This window comes from Mesorhizobium sp. M0159 (assembly GCF_040322295.1).
Taxonomy (GTDB): Bacteria; Pseudomonadota; Alphaproteobacteria; order Rhizobiales; family Rhizobiaceae; genus Mesorhizobium.
Window position 1 is genome coordinate 87,375 of sequence record NZ_JAMYTF010000001.1, and the last position, 21,748, is coordinate 109,122.

At 63.1% G+C, this 21,748-nt stretch carries 18 protein-coding genes; 10 read left to right on the forward strand and 8 right to left on the reverse strand.

Annotation, left to right across the window (positions count from 1 at the left end):
• Positions 1-4 precede the first annotated feature (4 nt).
• The 3 genes from NKJ32_RS00420 to ppa all read left to right on the forward strand — a co-directional run bounded on the left by NKJ32_RS00420 (position 5) and on the right by ppa (position 1,913).
• On the forward strand, positions 5-643 hold the full coding sequence (locus NKJ32_RS00420; RefSeq protein WP_352569496.1) for a TPM domain-containing protein: 639 nt from the start codon (positions 5-7) through the stop codon (positions 641-643).
• A gap of 117 nt (positions 644-760) precedes the next feature.
• The gene (locus NKJ32_RS00425) at positions 761-1,267 is read left to right on the forward strand and encodes a GNAT family N-acetyltransferase (protein ID WP_023678138.1); all 507 of its coding nucleotides are present in this window, start codon (positions 761-763) and stop codon (positions 1,265-1,267) included.
• A gap of 115 nt (positions 1,268-1,382) precedes the next feature.
• Complete coding sequence (gene ppa / locus NKJ32_RS00430) at positions 1,383-1,913, forward strand: inorganic diphosphatase (protein WP_352451245.1); 531 nt, start codon at positions 1,383-1,385, stop codon at positions 1,911-1,913.
• A 17-nt stretch (positions 1,914-1,930) separates the two neighbouring features.
• Here ppa and NKJ32_RS00435 read toward each other — a convergent pair whose 3' ends face one another.
• Both NKJ32_RS00435 and NKJ32_RS00440 read right to left on the reverse strand, forming a co-directional pair.
• Entirely contained in the window at positions 1,931-2,521 is a 591-nt protein-coding gene (locus NKJ32_RS00435) for a hypothetical protein (RefSeq protein ID WP_352754688.1), read from the reverse strand.
• Positions 2,522-2,619: 98 nt separating this feature from the next.
• Positions 2,620-3,225, reverse strand: coding sequence for a TetR/AcrR family transcriptional regulator (locus tag NKJ32_RS00440; protein ID WP_352594383.1), 606 nt, complete (start codon positions 3,223-3,225; stop codon positions 2,620-2,622).
• 82 nt (positions 3,226-3,307) lie between these two features.
• Between NKJ32_RS00440 and NKJ32_RS00445 the strand changes: the two genes are divergently transcribed.
• The gene (locus NKJ32_RS00445) at positions 3,308-4,591 is read left to right on the forward strand and encodes an MFS transporter (protein ID WP_352754686.1); all 1,284 of its coding nucleotides are present in this window, start codon (positions 3,308-3,310) and stop codon (positions 4,589-4,591) included.
• A gap of 278 nt (positions 4,592-4,869) precedes the next feature.
• On the forward strand, positions 4,870-6,444 hold the full coding sequence (locus NKJ32_RS00450; RefSeq protein ID WP_352826634.1) for an alkaline phosphatase D family protein: 1,575 nt from the start codon (positions 4,870-4,872) through the stop codon (positions 6,442-6,444).
• Positions 6,445-6,490: 46 nt separating this feature from the next.
• Here the strand turns inward: NKJ32_RS00450 and NKJ32_RS00455 are convergent, their stop codons facing one another.
• Positions 6,491-6,772 carry a hypothetical protein gene (locus NKJ32_RS00455; protein WP_352451242.1) on the reverse strand — a complete coding sequence of 94 codons (282 nt, stop codon included), beginning with the start codon at positions 6,770-6,772 and terminating at the stop codon, positions 6,491-6,493.
• A 198-nt stretch (positions 6,773-6,970) separates the two neighbouring features.
• On the opposite strand from NKJ32_RS00455, the gene typA reads away from it, so the two are divergent.
• Together typA and NKJ32_RS00465 are read left to right on the forward strand one after the other, a co-directional pair.
• Positions 6,971-8,800 (forward strand): translational GTPase TypA, encoded by a 1,830-nt coding sequence (gene typA / locus NKJ32_RS00460; protein WP_023678130.1) that lies wholly within the window; start codon positions 6,971-6,973, stop codon positions 8,798-8,800.
• Positions 8,801-8,816: 16 nt separating this feature from the next.
• Positions 8,817-9,026, forward strand: a complete 210-nt coding sequence (locus NKJ32_RS00465; protein ID WP_352458081.1) for a hypothetical protein — start codon at positions 8,817-8,819, stop codon at positions 9,024-9,026.
• 45 nt (positions 9,027-9,071) lie between these two features.
• Here the strand turns inward: NKJ32_RS00465 and NKJ32_RS00470 are convergent, their stop codons facing one another.
• Positions 9,072-9,698: a DUF1062 domain-containing protein gene (locus NKJ32_RS00470; RefSeq protein ID WP_352754683.1), complete on the reverse strand. Its 627-nt coding sequence runs from the start codon at positions 9,696-9,698 to the stop codon at positions 9,072-9,074.
• 393 nt (positions 9,699-10,091) lie between these two features.
• On the opposite strand from NKJ32_RS00470, the gene NKJ32_RS00475 reads away from it, so the two are divergent.
• Entirely contained in the window at positions 10,092-10,706 is a 615-nt protein-coding gene (locus NKJ32_RS00475) for a LysE family translocator (protein WP_352623030.1), read from the forward strand.
• A gap of 9 nt (positions 10,707-10,715) precedes the next feature.
• On the opposite strand, the gene NKJ32_RS00480 is transcribed toward NKJ32_RS00475, so the two are convergent.
• Positions 10,716-11,039 carry a YciI family protein gene (locus tag NKJ32_RS00480; protein WP_023678126.1) on the reverse strand — a complete coding sequence of 108 codons (324 nt, stop codon included), beginning with the start codon at positions 11,037-11,039 and terminating at the stop codon, positions 10,716-10,718.
• A 136-nt stretch (positions 11,040-11,175) separates the two neighbouring features.
• Positions 11,176-11,739 (reverse strand): peroxidase-related enzyme, encoded by a 564-nt coding sequence (locus tag NKJ32_RS00485; protein ID WP_023678125.1) that lies wholly within the window; start codon positions 11,737-11,739, stop codon positions 11,176-11,178.
• A gap of 130 nt (positions 11,740-11,869) precedes the next feature.
• Here NKJ32_RS00485 and NKJ32_RS00490 point away from each other — a divergent pair, with 130 nt between their 5' ends.
• Both NKJ32_RS00490 and NKJ32_RS00495 read left to right on the forward strand, forming a co-directional pair.
• Positions 11,870-16,690, forward strand: a complete 4,821-nt coding sequence (locus NKJ32_RS00490; RefSeq protein WP_352754682.1) for an NAD-glutamate dehydrogenase — start codon at positions 11,870-11,872, stop codon at positions 16,688-16,690.
• Between the two features lie 188 nt (positions 16,691-16,878).
• On the forward strand, positions 16,879-18,255 hold the full coding sequence (locus tag NKJ32_RS00495; RefSeq protein ID WP_023678123.1) for an MFS transporter: 1,377 nt from the start codon (positions 16,879-16,881) through the stop codon (positions 18,253-18,255).
• A gap of 39 nt (positions 18,256-18,294) precedes the next feature.
• Here NKJ32_RS00495 and purH read toward each other — a convergent pair whose 3' ends face one another.
• On the reverse strand, positions 18,295-19,911 hold the full coding sequence (gene purH / locus NKJ32_RS00500; RefSeq protein WP_352569505.1) for a bifunctional phosphoribosylaminoimidazolecarboxamide formyltransferase/IMP cyclohydrolase: 1,617 nt from the start codon (positions 19,909-19,911) through the stop codon (positions 18,295-18,297).
• 83 nt (positions 19,912-19,994) lie between these two features.
• Positions 19,995-21,743: a heparinase II/III family protein gene (locus NKJ32_RS00505; RefSeq protein ID WP_352569506.1), complete on the reverse strand. Its 1,749-nt coding sequence runs from the start codon at positions 21,741-21,743 to the stop codon at positions 19,995-19,997.
• Positions 21,744-21,748: the final 5 nt, after the last annotated feature.

Consider the following 21,748-nt stretch of genomic DNA (forward strand, 5'->3'; position numbering starts at 1 on the left):
AATCATGGCAACACGACCGATCAGCCCCGAGGATCATGAGCGCATCGCCGATGCGATCCGCGCTGCCGAATCAAAGACCGACGGCGAGATCTACTGCGTCGTGGCGCATGCCAGCGACGGCTATTTCTTTCCGGCCGCTTTCATGGCGATGCTCGGCATGCTCGTCGTCAGCCTCGCCGTCGGTTATGGGCTGGAAGCCTGGTGGCTGTCGATCCGCTTGCCGCATTTCGTCATCGCCGAGCTTCTGGCGCTTGCCAGTGTGCTCATCCTGTTGTGGGCATTGCCGGCATTGCGCATCCATTTGGTGCCGAGGCGGCTGCGCTACCAGGCCGCCCACGCCAATGCGATGAAGCAGTTCCTCGCCCGCAACGTCCACCGCACCACGGCGCGCACTGGCGTGCTGGTGTTCGTCTCGATTGCCGAGCGCTACGCCGAGGTGGTCGCCGACAGCGGGATCGATTCTTGTGTCGGCCAGCATGTCTGGGACGGTGTCGTCCGCGACCTTACGGCGCATGCCGGCGACGATCGGCTTGCCGAGGGGTTCGTCAAGGCGATCCAAGCAGTCGGTGCGGTACTGGCCGAGCATTTTCCGGTCTCGACCGGCGACAGCAACGAACTGGACGACCATCTGGTCGAGATTTGATCTCGCCAAAGGCGGTTTCGCAGCGTCTCAAGGACGCACCGTCCGGCTGTGTGAAAGCATCGCGGCGGTTGACCGGACTCTTGCAATCGGGCGCAGCGGGTTTATGGTTAACCAATCATGAATACGCTGAGCATCGACATCAGGAAAGCCGAACCGCGCGATGCAGCCGCCATCGCCGACGTGCATCTCGAGGCCTGGCGCGGCGCCTATTCGGGCATCATCCCGCACCGCACGCTGACATCGATGATCAACCGCCGCGGCGCCGACTGGTGGGCGAATGCCATTCGCCGCGCTGCCACCGTCCTGGTCGTCGAAATCGGCGGCAAAATTGCCGGCTATGCGACGATCGGCAAGAACCGCGCCCGCGAACTCAGGCAGCAGGGCGAGATCTACGAACTTTACCTGCGGCCGGAATATCAAGGCATCGGGCTCGGCAGCCGGCTGTTCTCGGCCGCGCGGGCACGGCTGGCCGACCATGGCCTGAAAGGCATGGTGGTCTGGGCGCTGGAAGACAATCAGAACGCACTTGCCTTCTATGCCGGCGCCGGTGGCCGCGATGTTGCCGAAGGCGTCGAGATATTCGAGCAGAAGGCGCTGAAGAAGGTCGCTTTCGTCTGGGAATGACGGCCAGCGCATGATCCGGCCGTTTTTCGGTTCGGACGATCTCCCGTACCATTCGCCGCATTGCACCATTCGCCGTCGCCCGCTATCGATCTCCAATCGAGAGAGGGATAAAGCGATGCGTATCGAAGCGATTGCCAGCGGAAAGAACCCGCCCGAGGACGTCAACGTCATTATCGAGGTGCCGATCGGCGGCGAGCCGATCAAGTACGAGATGGACAAGGAAGCCGGCACCCTGTTCGTCGACCGCTTCCTTCACACTTCGATGCGCTATCCCGGCAATTACGGTTTCGTACCGCACACGCTGTCGGGCGACGGCGACCCGATCGACGTGCTAGTCTGCAACACGCGCGCGCTGGTGCCAGGCTGCGTCATCAATGTGCGGCCGATCGGCGTGCTGGTGATGGAGGACAATGCGGGCCAGGACGAGAAGGTGATCGCGGTGCCTTCGCCCAAGCTGACCTTGCGTTACGAGGACGTCCACGAATACACGCAATTGCCCGACATCACCCGCCAGCAAGTGCAGCACTTTTTCGAGCACTACAAGGATCTCGAACCCGGCAAATGGGTCAAGATCGAAGGCTGGTACGATGCGGCCTATGCCAAGAAGATGATCGTCGAGGCAATCGAGCGGGCCAGGCGCAAGTAATTGTCGGGCGCAAATAATCAGTTGTCGACGCGGCCGAAAGCGGGCGCGTCGCCAAGCACCTCACGCTTGTCCTTGCCGCAGGCGAAGGTGCGTGCCTTCTCGTCGGCAAGCTTGCGCGCCTGATCGTTGGCGGCGGGATTGCCGGTGGCGAGCACAAGGCCGATCGTGCAGCCTTCGTGGGCGTCAGGCTGGGCAACCTTGGCGACGATCAGCACTTCCGTCGACTTGTTCTCGCCCTCGGTATCGCTGATCGAGCGACGATGAATGACGGCGAAGGGAATGGCAGTTTTGCCGTTGGTTTCGATCCGCCATTCGACTTTGGGTCCAGCCGAATTGAGGCCGGAAAAGCTTTCCCAGACCGTGGTCATATCGCCAGGTGGAAAGCCGTAGAACAGCGATTCCCGCGCATCGTCGTAGGAAACCAGCACCGGGTAACCGCGGTAGCCCGAACAGGCGAGATCGGCCCAGTCCCCGTCGCCTTCTTCCGCGTGGGCATAGGTGACGCAGTCCTTCTCCCAATCGAGATCGGTATAGACGCTGGATATGTCGCCGGCCCGGGCCGCCTGGCAGAAACCGGCGAGGGCAAGCGGGATCCAGAGAGCGCGCATGGCGGAACAACTCAGTTCGGGGGGCGCAGCGTACCGTCAAATTTAGCAGCAGCCTAGAGGAAGTCAGGCTGCGCACAGTGGTCTGGTAAAACGGAACACTATCTCTTCAAACTTGCCTCTATCAGAAGATCGGCGTTGCGGGCCACCGACTGCGCCGGTCCGCCGGCACCGAACAGCTGGCCGCTGATATAGGCGCCCTCGATCAGCAGCAGCAGCCCGTCGCCCAGCGTCTCGGCGTCGCCGGCGCCCATCGCCGCCGCCATGGCACGCAAGCGCCGGCGCAATTCCTGCTTGTTGGCCTCGCTCACGACGCGGGCCGGATGGCCAGGTTCGGGATATTCGACCGCGGCATTGGTCATGCCGCAGCCGCGATAGTCGGGCTTTTGCGTGCGCTTGCCGACACGCGTCAGGAAAGCGACGATCTGCGCGCGCGGATCGCCGGGATGGGCATCCACCGCCTCGTCGAAACGCTCCCAGAATTCGAGGTCATAGTGCCGGAGGTAGGATGCGGCCAGCTCGTCCTTGGACGGAAAGCTGCGGTAGAGGCTGGGCTTGGTGACGCCGGCACGCCGCACGATCTCGTCGACGCCGATCGCCCTGATGCCTTGCCGGTAGAACAGGTCGCGCGCGACCTGGAGAATCCGTTCGGCGGCGCGAGGCGGCGGTGCGTCATTCGCCTTGATCGTTGGTTCAATGCTTTTCATGCCTGGTCTGCCGGTTAGCTGGTTGACAATGTTACCGGTCGGTACGTATGTTTCGCGCTCCTGCAACGTACCGGTCAGTAACATGATAGCTCAATCCCGCCCGTTTGGCCAGCGCTACGCTTTCGTCGTGGTCGCCGTCATCTTCCTCTGCCTGCTGATCGCAGCGGGCCTGCGTTCGGCGCCGGCAGTCATGATGCTGCCGCTGGAGAACAGTTTCGGCTGGCGGCGCGACGTGGTGTCGCTGGCGGCGGCCACCGGCATCTTCCTCTACGGCCTGACCGGGCCGTTTGCCGCGGCGCTGATGGAGCGGATCGGGCTGCGCCGCACCTTGCTTGCCGCGCTGCTGTTGATGTCGGGATCGACCGCGCTCAGCCTGTTGATGACCAAACCGTGGCATCTGCTCCTCACCTGGGGCGTGTTTTCCGGCGTCAGCTCGGGCGCCGTCGCCACCGTGCTCGGCGCGACCATCGTCAACCGCTGGTTCAAGACCAATCGCGGCCTGGTGATGGGACTGATGTCGGCGTCCAGTGCCACCGGGCTGCTGGTCTTCCTGCCGCTGCTCGCCTCGCTCGCCCAGTCGGGCGGCTGGAGGCCGATTGTCATCGCGGTCTCGGTTGCCACCGCCTGCCTGCTGCCGCTGGTCTGGCTGCTGGTGCCGGAGCGGCCGGCCTCCATCGGCATGGTGCGCTATGGCGCCGAGCTCGACGACGTGCCGCCGTCACCACCTGCCGCGCAAGGCAATTTCCTCGCGCATACGATGAGCACGCTGCGCCGCGCCGCCGGCACGCGCGTCTTTTGGTATCTGTTCGCCACCTTCTTCGTTTGCGGCTTCACCACCAACGGGTTGGTTGGCACGCACCTGATCGCCTTTTGCGGCGATATGGGCATCGGCGAAGTGCAGGCTGCAGGCCTGCTCTCGATGATGGGCATCTTCGATCTTATCGGCACAACGCTGTCGGGCTGGCTCACCGACCGTTTCGACCCGCGCAAGCTGCTCGGCGTCTATTACGGTATTCGCGGCCTGTCGCTGATCTATTTGCCCTATTCCGGCTTCTCGGCGACCAGCCTGATCATCTTCGCCGTGTTTTACGGACTGGACTGGATCGCGACGGTGCCGCCGACGCTCAGGCTTTCCAACGAGGCGTTCGGCGACCGCAGCGGGCCGATCGTCTTCGGCTGGATCGTCGCCGGCCATCAGGTGGGTGCGGCAACCGCCGCTGCCTTCGGTGGCACCATGCGTGAGCTTCAGGGCAACTATCAGCTTGCCTTCCTGATCGCCGGCATGACGGCAATAGCCGCCGCCTGCATCTCGCTGCTGATCAACACCAGCCGCCCGGCGTTTGATCCGGAACCGCAGGCGGCGTAGGGCGCAATCGGCCGTGCTAATCTCCCCCCTTGAGGGAGATGGCCGCGAAGCGGCCAGAGGGGGTCGGTCCGACTGGGCTCGGCCCCTTATCGCCGATGCAAGAGGTCGGTGCTCCATGCGAGACGACCCCCTTCTGTCGCCTTCGGCGACATCTCCCCCTCAAGGAGGGAGATTCGCCAGCCTGTTCACTGTTATCAAACCTTCATCGTTTCGAAATTTGCCTGAAACATTGAAGCTGGAGCTTGGCGGCGACGTTCAATGCCATCCAGGAGACAGCCATGAACAAGATTTCGATGACGCGACGCGCTTTCGTCACGTCGGCCAGCGCCGTTGGCCTGGTCGGCGCCTCGGGCCTCGCCCTTCCCTATTACTCGCGCGCCAATCAGCGCCCGGCTTTCACCCATGGCATCCAGTCCGGCGACGTCGACGCCACCAGCGGCATGGTCTGGACACGCACCGACCGGCCGTCGCGCGTCATGTTCGAGGTGTCGCCGACCGAAAGCTTCACCAATGCCGTCCGCCTGGCGCCGCTCGATACCTCGCCGGCCAGCGATTATACGGTGAAGCGGCTGCTTACCGATCTCGCCTCCGACCAGGACATCTTCTACCGCATGGTCGCGGCCGATCTTGCCGACATCAACGCCGTTTCCGAGCCGGTCGTCGGCCGCTTCCGCACGGCACCTGCCTCGAAGCGCGACATTCGCTTTGCCTGGTCGGGCGACACCGCCGGCCAAGGCTGGGGCATCGACGAGACCGGCATGAAGACCTACGCCACCATTGCCAAGCACACGCCCGACTTCTTCCTGCATTCGGGCGATACGATCTATGCCGATGGTGCGATGAAGGACGAGGTCGACCTGCCCAACGGCGGCAAGTGGAAAAACAAAGTGCTGATCGACGAGAAGCGCAAGGTTGCCGAGACGCTGAACGAATACCGGGCGCAGTGGAAATACAACATGATGGACAGGCATTTGCTGGCGCTCAGCGCCATCTGTCCGACCTTCTATCAGTGGGATGACCACGAGGTGCTGAACAACTGGTCGGAATCGAAGGACCTGAGCGCCGACGATCGCTACACTGAAAAATCCATCCATGTGCTGGCGGCACGTGCGGCGCGCGCCTTCCACGAAATGACGACGATCCGTTACGAGCCGTCGGAGCCGGGCCGCGTCTACCGCAAGATCGCCTATGGTCCGCTGCTCGACGTGTTCTTCCTCGACATGCGTTCCTACCGCGGCCCCAACGGTCCGGATATGCAGGAGACGATGACGCCGCAATCGCGCATCCTCGGTGAACAGCAGATCAAGTGGCTGAAGCGTGAACTGGCGAATTCCAACGCAACCTGGAAAATCATCGCCGCCGACATGCCGCTCGGCCTCGTCGTCTGGAACGACGGCACCAAGAAGGTAGGGGCCGAGGCGGTCAGCAATGGCGACAATGGCCCGGCCAAAGGGCGTGAGCTGGAAATTGCCGACCTTCTTCGCTATATAAAGAATGCGGGTATCAGCAACACTGTCTGGCTCACCGCAGACGTGCATTACACAGCCGCGCATTACTACAATCCGGACAAGGCGCAGTTCCAGGACTTCAATCCGTTTTGGGAATTCGTTTCGGGTCCGATCCATTCCGGCACGTTCGGGCCTAATGGTTTCGATATGACATTCGGCCCGGAGCTGAAGTTCATAAAGGCACCAACTGCCGAACAGGGTCAAAACCTGGCGCCTTCGGCCGGCCTGCAGTTCTTCGGGCTCGTCGAAATCGATGGCGCCACCGAGCAGTTGACGGTGCGGCTGATGGATCGCGACGACAGCGAACTCTACAAGGTCACGCTCGATCCGGTGCGGTCGGCGTGAGCGACGGCGCCACTACCCTCGGGCCAGCCCGAGGGTAGGACGTATATCAATCGGGATAGCAGACGACGGGAATGTTGGGCCAGACGGCGCTGTCGCATCCGGCATTTTGCTGCCGCTGCTTGAAGGCGGCGCTGACCGGCCCGGTCACCACCGGATCGACGCCATCGGGAGCATCGGCAAAAAGCTGCTCCGCCGACGGCTTGTCGGACGGCAAAGCAGACCGCGTCTCCTTGAACGACGCCGCCGACTGCGCCGCGCCGGCCGCGAGGAGGACGGCGAGCGCGGTACATGCCAAAATCGGCCGGAGTTTGATGCCTATCTCGATCATGAAATTCGAACTGTCCGGACCATGAAAGGTTCCGCCTTGGTTAATAATTCCACTTCACACCAAGACATTTAAGATTTGGTGACTTTATTTGGTGGCTCGCCTCCTCTTTCGCAATTGCGAAAAACCCTGTATGAGCCGCCCAACCGAAAGAGGCAGCGCCTTTTGGCCTGCTGCCTGCAACGCTCCCGAGACCGAAACATGAAAATCCGCAATATCGCGATCATCGCGCACGTCGACCATGGAAAAACCACCCTCGTCGACCAGCTTCTGAAACAGTCTGGCTCGTTCCGCGACAACCAGCGCGTCGCCGAGCGCGCCATGGATTCGAACGACCTCGAAAAGGAACGCGGCATCACCATCCTGGCCAAGGCGACCTCGGTCGACTGGAAGGACACCCGCATCAACATCGTCGACACGCCCGGCCACGCCGACTTCGGCGGCGAGGTCGAGCGCATTCTGTCGATGGTGGATTCGGCCATCGTGCTGGTCGACGCCGCCGAGGGGCCGATGCCGCAGACCAAATTCGTGGTCGGCAAGGCACTCAAGGTTGGACTGAAGCCGATCGTCGTCATCAACAAGATCGACCGGCCAGATGCCCGCCACGTCGAAGTGGTCAACGAGGTGTTCGATCTTTTTGCAGCACTTGACGCTACCGACGAGCAGCTCGACTTCCCTATCCTTTACGGTTCAGGCCGCGACGGCTGGGTCTCGGAAAACCCCGAAGGTCCGAAGGACCAGGCTCTGGCGCCGCTGTTCGACCTCGTCATCAAGCACGTGCCAGCGCCGACCGTTCATCCCGGCCCGTTCCGCATGATCGGCACCATCCTGGAAGCCAATCCGTTCCTCGGCCGCATCATCACCGGCCGTATCGAATCCGGCACGCTGAAATCCAACCAGGCGGTCAAGGTGCTGCACCATGACGGCACCCAGGTCGAAACCGGCCGAATCTCGAAGATCCTCGCTTTCCGCGGGCTCGAGCGCCAGCCCATCGACGAGGCGCAGGCGGGCGACATCGTCGCTATTGCCGGTCTGTCGAAGGGCACCGTCGCCGACACGTTCTGCGACCCGTCGGTGACGGAACCGCTGCATGCGCAGCCGATCGATCCGCCGACCGTGACGATGTCGTTCCTGGTCAATGATTCCCCGCTGGCCGGCACCGAAGGCGACAAGGTGACCAGCCGCGTCATCCGCGACCGCCTGCTGCGCGAGGCCGAAGGCAATGTCGCGCTGAAGATCGAGGAATCGCCGGACAAGGATTCGTTCTTCGTCTCCGGCCGCGGCGAATTGCAGCTGGCCGTGCTGATCGAGACGATGCGCCGCGAAGGTTTTGAGATCGCCGTGTCGCGGCCGCGCGTCGTCATGCAGAAGGGCGACAGCGGCGAATTGCTGGAGCCGGTCGAGGAAGTCGTCATCGACGTCGACGAGGAGCATGCCGGCGTCGTCGTGCAGAAGATGTCGGAGCGCAAGGCCGAGATGGTCGAGCTTCGCCCTTCGGGCGGCAATCGCCAGCGCATCGTCTTTCACGCACCGACGCGCGGCCTGATCGGCTACCAGTCGGAACTGTTGACCGACACGCGCGGCACCGCTGTGATGAACCGGCTGTTCCATGCCTATGAACCTTACAAGGGTGAGCTGCCGGGCCGTACCAACGGCGTGCTGATCTCCAATGAACAGGGTGAATCGGTGGCGTACGCCATGTGGAACCTGGAAGACCGCGGCCCGATGGTCATCGACCCCGGCGTCAAGGTCTATCAGGGCATGATCATCGGCATCCATTCCAGGGACAACGACCTCGAAGTCAACGTGCTCAAGGGCAAGAAGCTGACCAACATCCGCGCCGCCGGCAAGGACGAGGCGGTGAAGCTGACACCGCCGATCCGCATGACGCTGGAACGCGCGCTGGCCTGGATCCAGGACGACGAGCTGGTCGAAGTGACGCCGAAGACCATCCGCCTGCGCAAGCTCTATCTCGATCCGAACGAGCGCAAGCGTTTTGAGAAGTCGGCGAAAGTGGTCGGCGCGGCATAAAGGGCAATACCGCGCAATGAGCGGTAAACTCGTCACGGCTGGCATATACGACAATCGACCCGAGGCCGAAGTTTGCGTGTCGATGCTCGACGCGTATGGAATTTATGCTCTCGCGAATTATCTTCTCGACACGGGCAGGCTTGGCTTGATCCATGTGCAAGTCGCCGACAGCGATCTCGATGCGGCCAAGGGTTTGATTGGCTCGGCCTCCAAAGAGGGCGACTGACCCTGGCCGTAACTGTCTCTGATTACGGATTCCCTTGCCGTCGCCTCATCCACCGGCAGCCGAGATGATGGCTTCCCGGTCGGGCTCGCCGACGAGATAGACGCGGATCGTCGTTCCCGCTCGAGCCGGCTTGCGCAAGGCTTTGCCCCCGTCCGGACCAATGACCAGCAATCGTTTCTCTTCCCAAACCTGAAGCCGCGATCGCGAGACACCGAGTTCGTTGGCGAGCAACCGGTCGAGCCGCAGCGTTGTCGGCATTTCGAGCCAGAGCTGAAGTTCGAGAGCGCTGGTATTTTCCGGCCTGTCCCCGAGCACCTGCTTATGAACGACGGCTTCAGGAAACGCCTCGACGCGCCCGATCCTGCTTCGCAATGCGGCAACATCGAAAGCATGGCGCCGCGCCAGGACCGGATCATTGCTTTCGAGCGCCTGCAATATTGCCGGTTCGATATCGCGGCGGCTTGAGCGCTCCAGAATGCCGAAATTCCAGGAATTGTCGCAGTCGATGCAGCGGTAGATCAACCAGGCGTCAATGCGCTTGCCGTTGGCATTGACCCGGAATTTGCCGCTGCAGCGATAGGCTTTCAGGCCGCCGCAGCGATTGCAGTTGAGGTGAGGTCGAGGTGCGGTCTTGGATGTGATCGCCCAGCGGATACGCAATATCGAAGGCATGCCGAAAAGCCCTTCCCGTCGGGAAGTTCGTCAGATCGGCGATATCGAGAACCCTTGCGGGCACGGCGTGGCGAGAGACTGCGGCAGTTGGAAATCAGGTGTCGCGGGTGGTTATGCGCGACAGCGGTTCAGCAGTGCCAAACCGGTCTCGAACCGCCACCCGAGGAACACATGATGTGAAAACAGGCATCGCGACTGCGACGCCCTGCTCTGTGTTGGGGGAGTTGACGAGACCGGCGGTTACGTAGGCAAAGTGAAGCTCGGAAAGGATTTCGGAACGACATCTCTAGCCGTGAGGTGCCTGGCCGACAAGCCTTCTTTCGGTAGACGCTACCGTCGCCGGAACAGTTGGGTTATGTTGAACGACCCAAACATGTCAAACGAGACCGCGTCATGCATTTCACGTCGCTGCTGATTTTTGCCGGCGCCCTGCTTGTTGCAGCCGGCTCGCCCGGCCCATCGATCGCCGCTCTTGTGGCGCGGGTCATCTCGAAAGGGTTTCGCGACGTGTTTCCGTTCCTGCTTGCGATGTGGATCGGCGAAGCGATCTGGCTGTCCCTGGCGGTGTTTGGCCTCGCCGTGGTGGCGCAGACGTTCCATTTTGCCTTTGTCGTCGTGAAATGGGTTGGCGTTGCTTATCTCGCCTGGCTGGCCTGGAAGATGTGGACGGCGCCGGTCGAGGCAAAAGAAGGTTCGCTGCCGCGCGAAGATTCGCCCGTCAAGCTGTTCTTTGCCGGCATGGCGGTGACGCTCGGCAACCCGAAGATCATGATGTTCTACCTGGCGCTGCTGCCGACCATCATCGACCTCGGTTCGGTCAGCATGATCGGCTGGGTCGAGCTGACCGCGACCATGGCCGTTGTCCTGGTCGCTATCGATTTGACCTGGGTGCTCGCCGCATCACAGGCGCGCAAGCTGCTCAAAAGCAAGCGGGCGATGAAGATCGCCAACCGCGTCAGCGCCGGAACCATGGCCGGCGCTGCGGCGGCTATCGCGGCGCGGTCCTGAGCCGGCGCGTCAACCCATTTCGATTATCGGCGCAATCTCGACGCTGAAACCCGGGTCCGTCAGGATAGGACAATCCTTGGCTTTGCCGACGGCATCGTCGATGTCTTTCGCTTCGATGATGGTGTAACCGGCGGTCGGATTGCTACCGCCATTGTTCTCGACCTTGCCGCCGGGCAGCAGGGTCTTCGACATGCCGACTGGATTGCCACCGTCGACCACGGCTGAGCCAAGCTTGCCGTACCAGCCGTTCCAGGCATCCATCGCTGCCTTCCGTTCGGCCTCCTCGGTCGGCATCTTGCCCGAGCCGTGATAGACGTAGAGAAATTTCGCCATGTTCTCCTCCTTTGATCGGCGGCATCGAACCGGCATGCGGTCATGCCGCATGCCGATCATCGGACCAAACCGGCAAACAAGCAACGAGAATGCGAAGTAGCTAATATAATGTGTGGTTGGCTCGCAACGGCGGTGCCTATCGCGCCATCGCATGGTATTCATCGTTCGGCCGCATGTCGATTGCCGATGCCAGCCGGTTCGACATGTTGAAGAACGCCGCGGTCGAGGCGACGTCCCAGATGTCGCGGTCGGAAAAGCCGACTTGCCGCAGCGCCGCCCGGTCCGCTTCGACGATCTTTGCCGGCTGCCCGGTCAGCTTCACCGCGAATTCGAGCATGGCGCGTTGCCTGTCCGACAGCTCGGCGGCGCGAAAATTCATCACCATCATCTCGCCGAAGGCCGGGTCGCCGGAAAGCTGGCGCACCGCCGCGCCATGCGCGACCAGGCAATAGTAGCAATGGTTGATCGACGAGACGGCCACCGCGATCATCTCGCGCTCGAGTTTCGACAGGCCGGATTCACCCAGCATCAAATCATTGTACATGTCGGTGAAAGCGCGCAGCTTCTTCTCGTCGAAGGCATAGGCGAGCAGCACATTGGGAACGAGGCCGAGCTTCTCCCGGCACTTGGCGAAATAGGCCTTGGTCGCGTCGCTCAGCTCCGCCGGTGCCAGGTCAAGCGCGGTAATTTTCTCCGTCAAGGCGGATTTCTCCTCGTTTTCGCCAGGCTGCCGGTGAATTTCGACATTTCGTCGCAAGCCGTCAAACCTTTGTCGCCAAATACCCGTCATCTGTTAGCATAGCCGCAAAAACATGTGACGGGAGGGACTCATGGCCAGCGTAAAGTCAGCGAGCCGGTTGAAAAAAGCCGGCGTGACGAGGGGTGAAGCCGCGGGTGGCGAAAAGCCCGGCAGGCTTGCCGACTACTTGCTGGCCCGAGCTCCGGCCGAAGATGTCGCCGCCTACGACGTCATCGATCTCGAACGCGCTGCCGAACTCGCCGGCCGCGCAGTGGCCAGGCACAAGAAGGACGACTGCGTCGTTGCTATAGACGTTGATTCCGGTGTCGTCCGCCAGCGCCGGCCGATGACGGTGATCACCGTCGTCAACGACAACATGCCGTTCCTGTTCGATTCCGTCCTCGGCGAGATTACAGAAAGCGCCGGCGAGCCGCTGCTGGTTACCCATCCGGTCATAGTCGTCAGGCACGGCAAGAACGGCGTCGAGGAAATCCTCGGCGATGGCGGTTATGCCAAGGGCGACCACAGCCATGACCGACTGAGCGTCATCCATGTCCATATCGGCCGCCTTTCGGCCGAGCAGGCCGAAGGCCTGGCCGCACGCCTGACGAAGCTGCTCGGCCAGGTGCGAGCCGCCGTCACCGACTGGAAGCCGATGCTTGCCCGCCTCGACCAGGCGATCTCGGAATTCCGCTACTCGCCAGTGCCGCTCGACAAGGCCCATGTCACCGAGGCGATCGCCTTCCTCGAATGGCTGCGCGACGACAATTTCACCTTTCTCGGCATGCGCGAATTCAACTACACCGGCGGCGAGACGAGCGGCATGCTCGAGCGCGCCGAAAAGCCCGGCCTCGGCATCCTTTCCGATCCCGACGTGCTGGTGCTCAGGCGCGGCACCGAAGCGGTGAGCACGACGCCGGAAATCCGTGCCTTCCTGCATGGGCCGGAACCGCTGATCGTCACCAAGGCCAACGCCAAGTCATCGGTGCACCGCCGCATCTACCTCGACTACATTGGCGTCAAGACCTACACCGGCAAAGGCGTGCTTTCAGGCGAGCTCCGTATCGTCGGCCTGTTCACCTCGACTGCCTATACGCGCTCGGTGATGAAGATCCCCTACCTGCGCTCGAAGGCGGAAACCGTCATTGCCAAATCCGGCTTCAATCCAAGCGACCATTCCGGCAAAGCTTTGATCAACGTGCTGGAGAGCTATCCGCGCGACGAGCTGTTCCAGGTTCCGGTGCCGATCCTGCGCAAGCATGCCGAAGCCATACTGGGCTTGATCGAGCGACCGCGCGTCAGGGCATTGGTGCGTGTCGACCAGTTCGACCGCTTCGTCTCCGTGCTCGTCTTCGTGCCGCGCGACCGCTACGACAGCGTCGTGCGCGAGAAGATCGGCACCTATCTGAAGACCGTCTTCGAAGGCCGGCTGTCGGCCTATTATCCGGCCTTCCCGGAAGGCGGGCTGGCGCGCGTCCATTTCATCATCGGCCGCTCCGGCGGCAAGACGCCGAAGGTCGAGCAGGCGACGATCGAGGCGGCGATCCGCGACATCGTACGGACCTGGGACGATGCACTGCGCGAGACCGCGACAGAGACCGGCGCCGATGCGAGACTCACGGCCATCGCCTCGCGTTTTTCGGAAAGTTATCGCGACAGTTTTCCGCCGGCCGTGGCGCTTGCCGACGCCAGGCGCATCGCCAAGCTCGATGCGTCAAATCCGATCGCCATCGACTATTACCGTCACACCGTCCAGAAGCCGCATCAGGCGGCGCTGAAGATCTATCACCATGGCAGCCCGGTGGCGCTGTCGCGGCGCGTGCCCGTGCTGGAAAACATCGGTTTCCGCGTCATCAGCGAGCGCACTTTCGAGGTCGGCGACATTCAATCCGGCATGATCAATAGTGATCAGCCCGGCATGGTCTTCATCCACGACATGGAACTCGAGAACAGCTACGGCAGGCCGATCGACCTCGGCAATGGCGGCGCGCTGTTCGAGGATGCGTTCCTTTCCGTCTGGCGCGGCGATGTCGACAATGACGGCTATAACGGCCTTGCCCAGACCGCCGGCCTGTGGTCGGGCGAGATCACCGTCCTGCGCGCCTATGGCCGCTATCTGCAGCAGGCCGGCATCCCGCAGAGCCAGGATTTCATCGCCGCCGCACTCAACCGTTATCCCGAGATCGCCCGCGGCCTGCATGCGCTGTTTGTCGCCCGCCTCAGCCCGACGGCCGAGACGGAAGGCGTCGTTCAGGCCAAACATCTGAAAGCCAAGATCACGGATGCGCTGGAAGACGTTCCCAACATTGACGACGACACCATCATCCGCCGTTATCTGAACCTGATCGAAGCCTCGCTGCGCACCAATCATTTCGTTTCCGATACGAAACAGAAAGGCCAATCGCTGGCGATCAAGCTCGATTCGCAATCGGTCGACGGGCTGCCGGCGCCGCGGCCATGGCGGGAGATCTTCGTCTACGGCTCCGAGGTCGAGGGTGTGCATCTGCGCTTCGGCCCGGTCGCGCGTGGCGGCCTGCGCTGGTCGGACCGTGCGCAGGACTATCGCACCGAGGTGCTCGGCCTGGTCAAGGCACAGCAGGTCAAGAATGCGGTGATCGTGCCGGTTGGCGCCAAGGGCGGCTTCTACCCGAAAAAGCTGCCGATGAGCGCCGGGCGCGACGCAATTTTCGAGGCCGGCACGGCCGCCTACAAGAATTACGTTTCCAGCCTGTTGTCGATCACCGACAATATCGGGCTGGACGGCGTCATCCCGCCAGCCGGCGTCGTGCGGCGCGATCAGGATGATCCGTATTTCGTCGTCGCCGCGGACAAGGGCACGGCGACCTTCTCGGACATCGCCAACGCCATCAGCGAAAGGCACGGCTTCTGGCTCGACGACGCTTTCGCCAGCGGCGGTTCGGCCGGCTACGACCACAAGAAGATGGGCATCACCGCCAAGGGCGCCTGGGAAGCGGTCAAGCGGCATTTCCGCGAGATGAACCGCGACATCCAAACCACGCCGTTCACCGCCATCGGCGTTGGCGACATGTCAGGTGACGTGTTCGGCAACGGCATGCTGCTGTCGGAGCAGACCCGGCTGATCGCCGCCTTCGATCATCGCGACATCTTCATCGATCCCGATCCCGACATGGCGGCTTCGATGGCCGAGCGCCGGCGTATGTTCGCTCTCGCCCGCTCAAGCTGGCAGGATTACGACAAGACGAAGCTGTCCGAAGGCGGCATCATCGTCTCGCGCAGCCAGAAGTCGATCACCTTGCCGGCCGCCGCGGCTGCAGCTATCGGCCTCGGCAAGACAACGGCCACGCCGGTCGAGATCATGAGTGCCATCCTCAAGGCGCCGGCAGATCTTTTGTGGTTCGGCGGCATCGGCACCTATGTCAGGGCATCGGGCGAGACCAACCAGGACGTCGGCGACCGTGCCAATGACGCGATCCGCATCACCGCGCTCGACCTGCGTGCCAAGGTCATCGGTGAAGGCGCCAATCTCGGCGTCACGCAGCGGGCGCGCATCGAATTCGGATTGAATGGCGGCCGCTGCAACTCAGATGCGATCGACAATTCGGGCGGCGTGAACTGCTCAGACGTCGAGGTCAACATCAAGATCGCGCTGGCTTCCGCCATGCGAAAGGGATCGCTGACGCGGCCGTCGCGCAACAAATTGCTGGCCGAGATGACCGACGAGGTCAGCGCCCTGGTGCTGTCCAACAATTACCAGCAGACGCTGGCGCTGTCCCTTGCTCGCAAGCGCGGCCTTGCCGACATTGCCCATCAGAGCCGCTTCATGGAGGCGCTCGAGGCGCGCGGGCTGCTCGACCGTGCCGTTGAGACGCTGCCGTCGCCGGCGGCTGTTGCCGAGCGCGAAGCGCGCGGCGAGCCGCTCACCCGGGCCGAGCTCGGCGTGCTGCTTGCCTATGCCAAGATCGTGCTGTTTTCCGATATCGTCGCCAGCGACGTGCCGGACGATCCGCATTTCGACCGCGACCTGATGGGTTACTTTCCCGACGGCATGGCAAAGAAATATGCGGCGGAAATCCACGGCCATCGCCTGCGCCGCGAGATCATCGCCCGTGTCGTCGCCAATGATCTGGTCAATCGCGGCGGCCCGTCCTTCGTCAACAGGCTGCAGGAAGCGACCGGGCGCAGTGCCGCCGATGTCGTGCGCACCTTCGCCGTGGTGCGGGATGGCTTTGCACTGCCGGCGCTCTATCGCCAGATCGACGCGCTCGACAACCAGATCGACGGACAGATCCAGCTCGACCTCTATCAGGCGGTCAGCCGGCTGATCTATGTGACCAGCGGCTGGTACCTGAAGAACGATGCCGACACTGCACTGCTCGGGCAGCGGATTGCCGAGTTGCAGGATGCGCGCAAGGCGCTGGAGCCGAAGCTCGTTTCGCTGCTGCCGGCCTTCTCGCGCGAGCGGATCGAGGAGCGGCGGCACAGCCTGTCGAAGGGCGGCGCGCCCGAGAGCCTTGCCGAGCAACTGGCGTTGACCGATGTGGCGGAACTCATCCCCGACATAGCGCTGACGGCGCGGACGGCAAATGCCGGCATCGTCGCTGCCGCCAAGGCGTTTTTTGCAGTCAGCGATGTCTTCCGCATCCCGCGCGTCGAAGATGCGGCGCGCTCGATCACGCCCTCGGATTATTACGATCAACTGGCGCTTTCCCGCGCCACCGACACGATCGGCGCGGCCAGGCGCGGCATCGCGGTGGCGGCGCTGACCGGCCATGCCGAGGCGGCGGATCCGGTGACGGCATGGTTGGAGGCCGGCGGCGAACGGGTCGGACGCATCCGCGAGCGGTTGCAGGCTCTGACCGAGGGCGGCGACATCACCGTGTCGCGGCTGTCGGTGGCATCCGGCCTGATGAGTGATCTGACGCAGCTGTGAGACGTCTTCCATATCGCGCGGGATTGCCGGCAAGAACCGCGCTATAGAGCAAACGGCGCGCTGCTTTGGGGGGCGCCGGACCATGATCCCAAAAAGTGACGATCGGCTTTTGGACAAGATCGTGCTCAACAAGAAGACGGAGCATCATTCCGATTCGATCGGCATGGAGCAAGCTCCAGCGGAGGGACATGGCTGAGATGGCAGTGCAGCGGGCATCGGGACGCGGCATCTGGGGATGGATGCTGTTCGACTGGGCGGCACAGCCGTTTTTCACGGTCGTTACCACCTTCATCTTCGGTCCTTATTTCGTCTCGCGTATGGCCAGCAATCCGGAGACCGGGCAAGCGGCCTGGGGCTACGGCATTGCCGCCGCCGGCCTCGTCATTGCCGTTTTGTCGCCGGTCCTCGGCTCGATCGCCGATCAGACCGGACCACGCAAACCGTGGATAGCCTTCTTCGCCGCGGTCAAGATCACCTGCCTCACCCTGCTGTGGTTTGCCGCGCCCGGCTCTGATCTTTTTCTGGTCGTGGCGTTGTTCTCGCTGGCGTCGGTCGCGGCGGAATTCTCGACCGTGTTCAATGATTCGATGATGCCCCGCCTGGTGCCGAAGAGCGACATCGGCAGGATCTCGAACATGGCCTGGGGACTCGGCTATCTCGGCGGCATGATCGCACTGATCTTCGTCGTTACCGTCATGGCCGGCTCGCCTGAAACCGGCAAGACCGTCGTTGGGCTCGACCCGATCTTCGGCCTCGACCCCAGGCTCGGCGAGGACGCGCGCGCTACCGGGCCGTTGTCGGCGGGCTGGTATTTCCTGTTCATCCTGCCGATGTTCTTCTTCACGCCTGATGCGATCAAAGGCATTCCAATCGGGCCGGCGGTGCGCGAAGGCCTGTCGGAACTGAAGTCGACGCTGGCCGAAGTGCGCAAGCGCAGCGGCATTTTTCGCTTTCTCGTCGCCCGTATGATCTATCAGGACGGCGTCAATGCACTGCTGGCGCTGGGCGGAACGTTTGCGGCGGCAATGTTCCATTGGTCGATTACCGAGATCGGCCTGTTCGGCATCATCCTCAACGTCGTTGCCATCGTCGGCTGCCTGGTTGCCGCACGCCTCGACACAGCGCTGGGTTCCAAGACCATAGTGATGATTTCGCTGGTCATGCTGAGCATTGCCACGATCGGCATCGTTTCGACCGGACCGGGCTATACGCTGTTCGGCGCCTGGGTGATGCCCGGACTGGATGGTGGCGGATTGTTCGGCACGGCGGCGGAAAAAGCCTACATTTTCTACGGCCTGCTGATCGGGCTTGCTTTCGGCCCGGTGCAGGCATCGTCGCGCTCCTACATGGCGCGCAGCGTCTCCGCTGCCGAATCGGGCCGCTATTTCGGCATCTATGCGCTGGCCGGCCGGGCAACCAGTTTTGCCGCACCCTTCATGGTGGCCACGATCACCCTGGCCAGCGGCTCGGCGCGGCTCGGCATGGCGGCGATCGTGCTGTTCCTTGGCGCCGGCATGGCGATCCTGATCGGCACGCCCTATCCGGCAGATCGGCCGGCGGAGTGAGCTGCTCTTGCCTTCTCCCACAGCGGGAGGGTAACGCGTTCAATGCCGGAAATGCCTCACTCCGGTGAAGACCATGGCAATGCCGTGAGCGTCGGCGGCGGCGATGACATCGTCGTCGCGCATCGAGCCGCCGGGCTGGATGACGGCGGTGGCGCCGGCTTCGATTGCCGACAAAAGCCCGTCCGCGAACGGGAAAAAGGCATCCGAGGCGACGACCGAGCCCCTGGTCAAAGGCTCCGTCAGGCCGGCAGCCTCGGCCGCGTCGAGCGCCTTGCGCGCCGCGATGCGCGAGGAATCGACCCGGCTCATCTGGCCGGCGCCGATGCCGACTGTAGCGCCATCCCTGGCATAGACGATGGCGTTCGACTTGACGTGCTTTGCCACGCGAAAAGCGAATTTCAGATCGGCCAATTCGGCCGGCGTCGGAGCGCGCCTGGTCACCACTTTCAGCTCGAGGTCATCCACCACCGCGTTGTCGCGGCCCTGGACCAGCAAACCGCCGGCAACCGATTTCAAGCCAAGGCCCGCCGCGCGCGGGTCGGGCAGGCCGCCGGTGACCAGCAGGCGTAGGTTCTTCTTGGCGGCAATGATGCGGACTGCTTCTTCGGACGCCTCCGGTGCGATGATCACTTCGGTAAAGGTCTTGACGATCTCTTCGGCGGTTCCGGCATCGAGGATGCGGTTCATGGCGACGATGCCGCCGAAGGCCGAGACCGGGTCGCAGGCCAGCGCCTTGGCATAGGCCGCCTGCAGCGAAGCGTCCTCAGCGACGCCGCACGGGTTGGCGTGCTTGATGATGGCAATTGCTGCGGAGCGCGACGGGTCGAACTCGCCGACCAGCTCGAAGGCAGCGTCGGTGTCGTTGATGTTGTTGTAGGAAAGCTGCTTGCCCTGAAGCTGGCGCGCCGTGGCGACGCCCGGCCGCCTGTCGCCGTTGACATAGAAGCCGGCGCCCTGATGCGGGTTTTCGCCATAGCGCATCACCGACTGCAGCTTGCCGCCGAAGGCGCGCCATGTCGGATGCTCGATCTCAAGCGCCTCGGCGAACCATCCCGAGATTGCCGCATCGTAGGTGGCGGTGCGGGCAAAGGCCTTGGCTGCCAGCTTCTTGCGGAAATCCAGCGACAACGACCCGAAATTCATCTCCAGCGCGTTGAGCACCGAGGCATAGTCATCGGGATCGGTGACGATGCCGACATAGGCGTGGTTCTTGGCCGAGGCACGGATCATCGCCGGGCCGCCGATGTCGATGTTCTCGACGATCGCCGCGTAGTCGGCGCCGGAGCGACGCACCTCTTCGAACGGATAGAGATTGGAGATGACGAGATCGATCGGCTCGATGCCGTGGTCGCGCATCGCTGCGGCGTGCTCGGGATCGTCGCGCACGCCAAGCAGTGCGCCATGCACCGACGGGTGCAGCGTCTTGACGCGGCCGTCCATGATCTCGGGAAAGCCGGTGAGCTCGGACACGTCGCGCACCGCCATGCCCGCCTCGGCAAGGGCCCTTGCGGTGCCGCCGGTCGAGACTAGCTCGACGCCGGCCGAAGCCAGCGCCCTGGCGAAATCGATCAGGCCGGTCTTATCAAAGACGGAAAGGAGCGCGCGACGGATGGGTACAAGGTCGGGCGCGGGAATGTTCTTGGCGGCGACGGCCATGGGCTGGCGGCCTTTCCAGTTCTGGTTGGGAGCGTCCGCGGGCCGTAGCATATGAGGCCCGGAAATCAAGCCGCAAGACTTGATCAGTGTCTGCCGTTGCCACCGGCTTCAGCTTTTTCCGGACGGCCGGCGATGATGGTGCGCGTCAATTGCCAGTGGACCTCGGAAATTTCCGAGGCCTTGAACGCAAGCACGATCTGGCGGCTGCGGCGCGGGCCGCCAAGCCCTGCGAAATAGATCGATTCCTCGACCTCGGGCACCACTTCGGTAGAGGTAAACACCCAGGTGTCGGCATGGTCGGCGGCCAGCACCAGACGGTCATGCTCATCCTGGAGCAGGCTTATATCGGGATGGACATGGAAACGCACCGTGACGAAGTCACGGCCATTGTTGCGGATAGAAGCGCCGCCCGGGCGCAGGAAACGGTCCCTGCCGGCAAGCACATTGCCGTCGGTCGATAATTTCAGCTCGCGCTCATGCAGGAAGCCGAAGCGCGCCACATAGCCGTCATGGCGGGCGATGAAGCCCTGGCTGCCCTTCTGGTCGGTGCGCTTGCAAGGCACATGCTGCGGCCCGCCGATCAAAGGCGTGCCGAGCAGGTCGTTGACGCGCAAGGAGTGATTGAAGCGCGCCGACGACGTGTCGTTGATGGTGGCGGTCGAGTGGGCGGCGGTGGCGCGGGCAAGCGGCCGGAACTCGGCGGCGCCATAAGTGTCTATTCCGGCGTTGACGATATAGTGCTGGCGGCCCGACGACAATTCGAAGGCGAGGCATCCGGCGTGAGCGGCATTGGATACGTCGACGAGGGGCGGCGGGCCGGTATCGGCGATCACAGTGACACCGCCCATCGACAGGCGCTCATAACCCGAATGCGGCGCGTGCAGCAACGGTGCGCCGGCGGTGTCGTCGTGATGCAGGATGCTGGCGATACGGTCGTGAATGGTGGCGCCCATGCCGTTGAAGCGGGCAAGGCTGCCGTCCTGATGGCGAAAGAAGCGCAGTGCCGGCAGCATCCGGTCGATGGCGCCGATCAGGGCGGCCGGCGGCGTCTCGGCCTGATTGGCGTATGTCTGGCGCAACGGCAGAAGGTCGGCGAGGATTTCAAGCACGGTCATCGGATTACGCGAGATATGGCCGCCGTCAGGCAGGATCTGGCGGTCGAGCTCCTCGGCGAGATTGCGGGTAGCACCGCGTAGCGCCGAGGCCGGCGCCGGCAGCGACAAAGCGGCAAAGGCCAGCGCAATGCGGGCGCGCAGCCTGTCCTTGCCGTCCGGCATCTCGCGCACCATGGCGCGCAGATAGCGGATCTGGACGGCGAGCGATTTCAAGAACGCGCGGTAGAACGGAAATTCGGCGCCCTGCAACACGATCGAGGAATGCTGCAGCCAGGCAATGACACGCTTGGCCGTCGTGCCGGGCTCCCAGGCGACGCCGGAAATATGGCTGCCATGGATTGCAATCCAGTCGGAAACCAACGCCCGCGCGTTGGCGGCGGCGAGCTCGGTACCGGCGGCACGCATATGGCGCAGCCAGCGAAAGCCATGCAGCGTTTTTTGCCAGCCGGGATTGGGCACGTCGATCTGGAAGGGCGATTTGCCGCCGGTCTCGACCAGATGCCCCGAAAGCGGATAGCGGCCGTAATAGATCTCGAGCGCGATCTGAGGATCGGCGAGCCGCAGGTCCGGTGGGGCGATCAGGACGCGCTCCGGCGTGCGGCCTGAGTAGCGCCAGCGATAGAGTGGCCCGGCGCGCAAGCGCCGGCGCGTCTTGCGCCAGAACTCCCTCGCGACAAGCGTCCACAGACGCGTCGTGTTACCGGCAGCGATTGCCAAAACCC

Bases quoted from the DNA above. Each gene is read 5' to 3' on its own strand.
- NKJ32_RS00495 (WP_023678123.1), top strand. From the start codon at position 16,879: ATGGCTGAGATGGCAGTGCAGCGGGCATCGGGACGCGGCATCTGGGGA.
- NKJ32_RS00440 (WP_352594383.1), bottom strand. From the start codon at position 3,225: ATGAAAAGCATTGAACCAACGATCAAGGCGAATGACGCACCGCCGCCT.
- purH (WP_352569505.1), bottom strand. From the start codon at position 19,911: ATGGCCGTCGCCGCCAAGAACATTCCCGCGCCCGACCTTGTACCCATC.
- NKJ32_RS00455 (WP_352451242.1), bottom strand. From the start codon at position 6,772: ATGATCGAGATAGGCATCAAACTCCGGCCGATTTTGGCATGTACCGCG.
- NKJ32_RS00450 (WP_352826634.1), top strand. From the start codon at position 4,870: ATGAACAAGATTTCGATGACGCGACGCGCTTTCGTCACGTCGGCCAGC.
- NKJ32_RS00425 (WP_023678138.1), top strand. From the start codon at position 761: ATGAATACGCTGAGCATCGACATCAGGAAAGCCGAACCGCGCGATGCA.
- ppa (WP_352451245.1), top strand. From the start codon at position 1,383: ATGCGTATCGAAGCGATTGCCAGCGGAAAGAACCCGCCCGAGGACGTC.
- NKJ32_RS00480 (WP_023678126.1), bottom strand. From the start codon at position 11,039: ATGGCGAAATTTCTCTACGTCTATCACGGCTCGGGCAAGATGCCGACC.
- NKJ32_RS00475 (WP_352623030.1), top strand. From the start codon at position 10,092: ATGCATTTCACGTCGCTGCTGATTTTTGCCGGCGCCCTGCTTGTTGCA.
- typA (WP_023678130.1), top strand. From the start codon at position 6,971: ATGAAAATCCGCAATATCGCGATCATCGCGCACGTCGACCATGGAAAA.
- NKJ32_RS00420 (WP_352569496.1), top strand. From the start codon at position 5: ATGGCAACACGACCGATCAGCCCCGAGGATCATGAGCGCATCGCCGAT.
- NKJ32_RS00490 (WP_352754682.1), top strand. From the start codon at position 11,870: ATGGCCAGCGTAAAGTCAGCGAGCCGGTTGAAAAAAGCCGGCGTGACG.
- NKJ32_RS00445 (WP_352754686.1), top strand. From the start codon at position 3,308: ATGATAGCTCAATCCCGCCCGTTTGGCCAGCGCTACGCTTTCGTCGTG.
- NKJ32_RS00435 (WP_352754688.1), bottom strand. From the start codon at position 2,521: ATGCGCGCTCTCTGGATCCCGCTTGCCCTCGCCGGTTTCTGCCAGGCG.
- NKJ32_RS00470 (WP_352754683.1), bottom strand. From the start codon at position 9,698: ATGCCTTCGATATTGCGTATCCGCTGGGCGATCACATCCAAGACCGCA.
- NKJ32_RS00465 (WP_352458081.1), top strand. From the start codon at position 8,817: ATGAGCGGTAAACTCGTCACGGCTGGCATATACGACAATCGACCCGAG.